Here is a 4666-nt window from a genome sequence, read left to right on the forward strand (position 1 = left end):
TACACTGACGGGCCGCCGCCAGCCCCCGCCCAGCGGCGGCCCGCCGCCAGGTCGTCCTCGTCGGCGGACCGTCACCCGCACACGCCCCTCACCGATGTCCGCCGTCGCCCTGCTCTTCCCCGACCTCGCGCTGATCGCGCTCGGCTGGCTGCTCGCCCGCCGCGCCTGGCTGCCTGCGAGCTTCTGGGACGGCGCCGAGGCGCTGGTCTACTGGGTGCTGTTCCCCAGCCTGCTGTTCGGCTCGATCTGCCGGGCGTCGCTGGCCCTCGATCAGGCCGCGCCGCTGGTGGCCGCCGCCTATGCGGCCCTGGCCACCGGCATCGGTCTGAGCTATGCCGCACCCCGCCTGCTGGGCAGCGATCCGCGGCAGTTCGCCTCGGCCGCGCAGTGCGGCTTCCGCTTCAACTCCTACATCACGCTCTCGGTGGCCGCGCGGGTGGGCGAGGCGCCGGGCCTGGCGCTGGCGGCGCTGATCGTGGGCTTCATCGTGCCGCTGGCCAACATGGCCGCGGTCTATCCGCTGGCGCGCCAGGGCGGCGGCAGCGTGTGGAAGGCGCTGGCCCGCAACCCGCTGGTGCTGGCCACCCTGGGCGGGCTGGCCGCCCAGACGCTCGGGCTGCGCATGCCCGAACCGGTGGACGCCACCCTGATGCGGCTCGGCCAGGGCGCGCTCGCCCTGGGCCTGCTCTGCGTGGGCGCGAGCCTGCGTCTGGGCGGTGCCGGCCCGGCCGATCCGAACCTCGCGCGCAGCGCTCGCCGACTGGCCGGCTGGCTCACCGCCGCCAAGCTGCTGGCGATGCCGGCGGTGGCCTTCGCAGCAGCGCGGCTGCTCGGGCTGGACAGCCTGTCGGCGGTGATCGTGGTGCTGTTCGCGGCGGTGCCCACCTCACCGGCGGCCTCGGTGCTGGCCAGCCGCATGGGCGGCGACGGGCCCTTCGCGGCACGCCTGATCACGCTGTCCACGCTGACGGCCGCGGTGAGCCTGCCGATCTGGATCGCGCTCGCCCAGGCCCACTGGCGCTGAGCCGGGACGCGCGCGCCCCACGCCCGCTGCCGCACGCTGCCCCGGGCCGCAGGTTCAGGCGGTGAGCATGCCGCCGTCGATGGTGAGCGCCTGGCCGGTCATGCCCGAGCAGGCCGGCGACGCCAGATAGCGGGCCAGGCCGGCGATCTCGTCGGCGCGCATGGCGCGGCCCATCGGCACCCGCGTGGCAAGCATGCCGCCGATCGCGGCCTCGCCGTCGATGCCCATCTGGCCGTACTCGCGCTTGATGCCGCCGAGCATGTCGGTGTCGACGAAGCCCGGGCAGATGGCATTGACCGTGATCCCGCGGGCGGCCACCTCGAGCGCCACGCAGCGGGTCAGGCCGAGCACGGCGTGCTTGCTGGTGTTGTAGCCGGCCTGGTTGCGCGAGCCCCAGCGCCCGGCGGTGGAGGCGATGTTGATGATGCGGCCCGATCCGCGCTCGAGCATGCCGGGCAGCACCGCCTGCGTCATGTGGATGACGCCGAACAGGTTGACATCGAGCAGGCGCTGGAAGTCGGCCGGGTCATGGTCGAGAAAGCCGCGTGCGATGTGGATGCCGGCGTTGTTGACCAGGATGTCGATGCGCCCGAAGCGGGCCAGGGTGCGCTCCACCGCCGCCCGCACCGCCGCGCGGTCGGTGACATCGAGCACCTCGAGATGCCGCGCACCGGGCATGTCGGCGAGTTCGGCATCGGCGCGGGCCAGGCCGTCGGCCCGGGTGGCCGCCAGGCACAGGTCGGCGCCATCGGCCGCCAGCGCGCGGGCGATGGCCAGCCCGATGCCGCGGCTCGCGCCGGTGATCAGGGCGACCTGCCCGGCGAGCACACCGGCTGCGGACGCGCCCGCGGCCGTGCCGGCCGGCGAGGAAGCGGCCATCTCAGTACCCCGCCTGCTTGTCGACGATGTTGAGCAGCGGCTCGCCGGCGAGGAAGCGGGCATGGTTGTCGAGGAACACCGTCATGGCGGTCTCGAGCCAGCCCTCGACCCGGTCGGCGCAGTGCGCCGACATCAGCACATTGTCGAGCGCGTAGAGCGGGTGGCCCTGCGGCAGCGGCTCGACATCGAACACATCGAGCACCGCGCCGCGGATGCGCCGCGACTGCAGCGCCGCCACCAGCTCGGACTCGACGATGGTCGGGCCGCGCCCGACATTGATCACCACCGCGCCGGGCTTCATGGCCGCGAACTCGGCCGCGCCGATCAGGCCGACCGCCCCGGGCACATTGGGCGCCGCGGCGCAGACATAGTCGGCCTGCGCGATCATCTCGCCGCGCTCGCTGTCGGCATACACCTGATCGACCAGCGGGTCATCGCGCGAGAGCTCGGGCCGGCGACGGCAGGCCAGCACCCGCATGCCGAAGGCGCGGGCCAGCGTGGCCGTGGCGCGGCCGATCTCGCCATAGCCGACGATGGCCAGCGTGCGTCCGGCGAGCTCCTGCATGAAGAAGCCGTCCCAGCGCCCCGCCGCCTGGCTGGCGCGCAGCCGGCCGATGTCCTTGGCGAAGTACAGGCACCCGGCCATCACGAATTCGGCCAGCGCCCGCTTGTACATGCCGCGGCCGTTGGTGAGCACTGCCGGGTGCGCGAGCATGCCCGGAAACAGCACGGTCTCGACGCCGGCCGACAGGCAGTGCACCCAGCGCAGCGCCGGCGCGTCGCGCATGGCCGCCTCGAGCAGCGCGCCGCGCCCCATGTCGCACAGCATGGCCGTGGCGCGACGGCCCTCGGCCTGGGCCTCGGCCGGATCGTTGGTGACGCGTACCGAGGTGCCGGCCGGCAGACGCGAGAGCAGGCCGAAATGGGATTCACTGGGCTTGCCCAGCACGAGCAGGTGGTGCGCAGTCATGAGCGGTTCCGCAGGGATCGGGGAAGCCGGCATTGTGGCGCATGCCGGACCCGGCAGCCCGCAAGCCGGCCGGCTGCCGTGGGAGAATCCCGCCATCATGAGCCTGAGCGAGACCGAACGCGGGCAGATGCTCGCCAGCCTGCGCCGCATGGGTCTGGCCGGCCCCCACGAGACGGTTGCGCTCGAGCCGCTCACCGGCGGGGTGTCCTCGCTGATCGTGCTGGCCAGACCGGCAAGCGGGCCTGTGTGCGTCAAGACCGCGCTGCCGCAGCTGCGGGTGGCCGCGCAGTGGCTCGCGCCGGTGGCGCGCAACCGGGCCGAGGTGGCCTGGCTGCGCTGGGTGGCCGGCATCGTGCCCGCGCTGGTGCCCGAGGTGCTCGGCGAAGACCCGGTCGGCCACGCCTTCGCCATGACCTGGCTCGATCCGCAGCGGCATCCGGTCTGGAAGACCGAGCTGCGCGATGGCCGCGTCGATCCCGTGATCGCGGCCCGGGTGGGCGGCGCGCTGGCGACCATCCATCAGGCCAGCGCCGGCCGCCCCGATCTGGCCGCCGCCTTTGCCCACGATGCCCAGTTCCACGCGCTGCGCCTCGACCCCTATCTGGGCGCGGCCGCCCTGGCCCACCCCGACTGCGCCGACGCGCTGCATCGCCTGATCGCGCGGACCGCGGGCAACCGGATCGCGCTGGTGCACGGCGATGTCAGCCCCAAGAACATCCTGTGCGGCCCGCACGGCCCGGTGCTGCTCGACGCCGAGTGCGCCTGGTACGGCGACCCGGCCTTTGACCTCGCCTTCCTGCTCAACCACCTGCTGCTCAAGTGCGCCTGGCGCCCGGCGCACGCCCCTGCCTATCTGCGCTGCCTGCAGGCCGCGGCGCAGGCCTATCTCGCCGGGGTGAGCTGGGAAGACCGGGACGGGTTGCAGGCGCGGGTGGCCGCACTGCTCGGCGGCCTGCTGCTGGCCCGCATCGACGGCAAGTCGCCGGTGGAGTACCTCGACACCGAGCCCCTGCGCGCGCCGGTGCGTGCCGCCGCCCGCCACCTGGTGCTGCATCCGGCGCCCCATCTGCCCGCGCTGGTCGAGACCTGGCGCGCCTTCATGAAGATCCCCGCATGAGCACACCCGCCGACACCCGCATCCGCGAGACCCGCGCCCGCCGCATCTGGGACTCCCGGGGCCGGCCGACCATCGAGGTCGAGATCACGCTCGCCGACGGCAGCCTCGGGCGCGGCATCGCGCCCGCCGGCGCCTCGCGGGGCTCGCGCGAGGCCCTCGAGCGGCGCGACGGCGGGGCGCGCCTGGGCGGGCTCGATGTCGCCGACGCGCTTGCCGGCATCCACGCCGAGATCGCGCCGCTGCTCGCCGGGCGCGACGCCCTCGATCAGGCCGGCATCGACGCCGCGCTGATCGCGCTCGACGGCACCGCGCTCAAGTCGCGCCTGGGCGGCAACGCGCTGGTGGCCACCAGCCTCGCGGTGCTCCATGCCGCCGCGGCGGCGCGGCGGCTGCCGCTGTGGCGCCACCTCGCCGGCGACGGCCCGGTGAGCCTGCCCCTGCCCGAGATCCAGGTCTTCGGCGGCGGCGCCCACGCCGGGCGCCGGGTGGACATCCAGGACTTCATGGTGATGCCGGTGGGCGCGGCCGACTTCGCGCAGGGCCTGGCCATGACCGCCGAGGTCTACGCCGCGGCCGGCGCGCTGATGGCCGCCGCCGGCCGCCGCCAGGGCGTGGCCGACGAGGGCGGCTGGTGGCCGGTGTTCCAGGCCAACGAGGAGGCCCTGGGCATGCTGGT

At 74.5% G+C, this 4666-nt stretch carries 5 protein-coding genes; 3 read left to right on the forward strand and 2 right to left on the reverse strand.

The window, feature by feature from the left end:
* The first annotated feature begins 94 nt into the window (after positions 1–94).
* A complete protein-coding gene (locus tag AC2H6A_RS18015) occupies positions 95–1024 on the forward strand; it encodes an AEC family transporter (RefSeq protein WP_484275099.1) in 930 nt (309 codons plus the stop codon).
* Between the two features lie 54 nt (positions 1025–1078).
* On the opposite strand, the gene AC2H6A_RS18020 is transcribed toward AC2H6A_RS18015, so the two are convergent.
* Positions 1079–1903, reverse strand: a complete 825-nt coding sequence (locus AC2H6A_RS18020) for an SDR family NAD(P)-dependent oxidoreductase (protein WP_484275100.1) — start codon at positions 1901–1903, stop codon at positions 1079–1081.
* A 1-nt stretch (position 1904) separates the two neighbouring features.
* A complete protein-coding gene (locus AC2H6A_RS18025) occupies positions 1905–2873 on the reverse strand; it encodes a D-2-hydroxyacid dehydrogenase (protein WP_484275101.1) in 969 nt (322 codons plus the stop codon).
* A gap of 97 nt (positions 2874–2970) precedes the next feature.
* On the opposite strand from AC2H6A_RS18025, the gene AC2H6A_RS18030 reads away from it, so the two are divergent.
* Positions 2971–3990 (forward strand): phosphotransferase family protein, encoded by a 1020-nt coding sequence (locus AC2H6A_RS18030; RefSeq protein WP_484275102.1) that lies wholly within the window; start codon positions 2971–2973, stop codon positions 3988–3990.
* Positions 3987–4666, forward strand: a 680-nt coding sequence (locus tag AC2H6A_RS18035) for a phosphopyruvate hydratase family protein (RefSeq protein ID WP_484275103.1), incomplete at its 3' end; no start/stop codon positions are given. The genes AC2H6A_RS18030 and AC2H6A_RS18035, both read left to right, overlap by 4 nt.

Source organism: Quisquiliibacterium sp. (assembly GCF_982640115.1).

Coding starts and splice junctions, on each gene's coding strand:
- AC2H6A_RS18015 (WP_484275099.1), top strand. CDS start 95: ATGTCCGCCGTCGCCCTGCTCTTCCCCGACCTCGCGCTGATCGCGCTC.
- AC2H6A_RS18020 (WP_484275100.1), bottom strand. CDS start 1,903: ATGGCCGCTTCCTCGCCGGCCGGCACGGCCGCGGGCGCGTCCGCAGCC.
- AC2H6A_RS18025 (WP_484275101.1), bottom strand. CDS start 2,873: ATGACTGCGCACCACCTGCTCGTGCTGGGCAAGCCCAGTGAATCCCAT.
- AC2H6A_RS18030 (WP_484275102.1), top strand. CDS start 2,971: ATGAGCCTGAGCGAGACCGAACGCGGGCAGATGCTCGCCAGCCTGCGC.